At 44.7% G+C, this 459-nt stretch carries 1 protein-coding gene; it reads right to left on the bottom strand.

Annotated elements, in window-relative coordinates:
• Window positions 1-437: hypothetical protein (locus NE664_13860; GenBank protein ID MCQ4727719.1), on the bottom strand; the 437-nt coding region annotated here is incomplete at its 3' end.
• Window positions 438-459 lie beyond the last annotated feature (22 nt).

Raw genomic sequence — 459 nt, 5'->3', positions numbered from 1 at the left:
GTAAAACCATTCTCATTAAGCCAATTCATCTTCTTATCAAGCACCTTCCAATATTCTGGATTAATACGGTCATAATCTGGAACAACATCTTCATATCCAGGAACTCTTCCTGGAAATTCAAATGGACGTCCGCCTTCATTATGCATATCTCTGGCGGTATAAGTACCTTTATTATGAAACCATTCATCAACACTGGCCGCGGCCCATGCGCCTCTTATGTAAGTACCATGTTCATCATCCATTTTTATATTGGCAGGTTTTCCATCCTTTGCCCATGTAGGAAATGCAGCAATCATGCCGACTGTATTATATCCCTGGCGGCGACGATGACGGGCCATATCCTTCATACTCATACCAGGTCCGACAGGATGCTCATCATCTTCTTCTGTCCAGGGGTAACGATAGGAAGCCAGCGCCCACCATGTATCTCCAACCATGACATATGGAGTTCCATCCGCA

This window comes from Anaerotignum faecicola (genome assembly GCA_024460105.1).
Taxonomy (GTDB): Bacteria; Bacillota; Clostridia; order Lachnospirales; family Anaerotignaceae; genus JANFXS01.
This window is presented reverse-complemented; position numbering and strand designations above follow the sequence as displayed.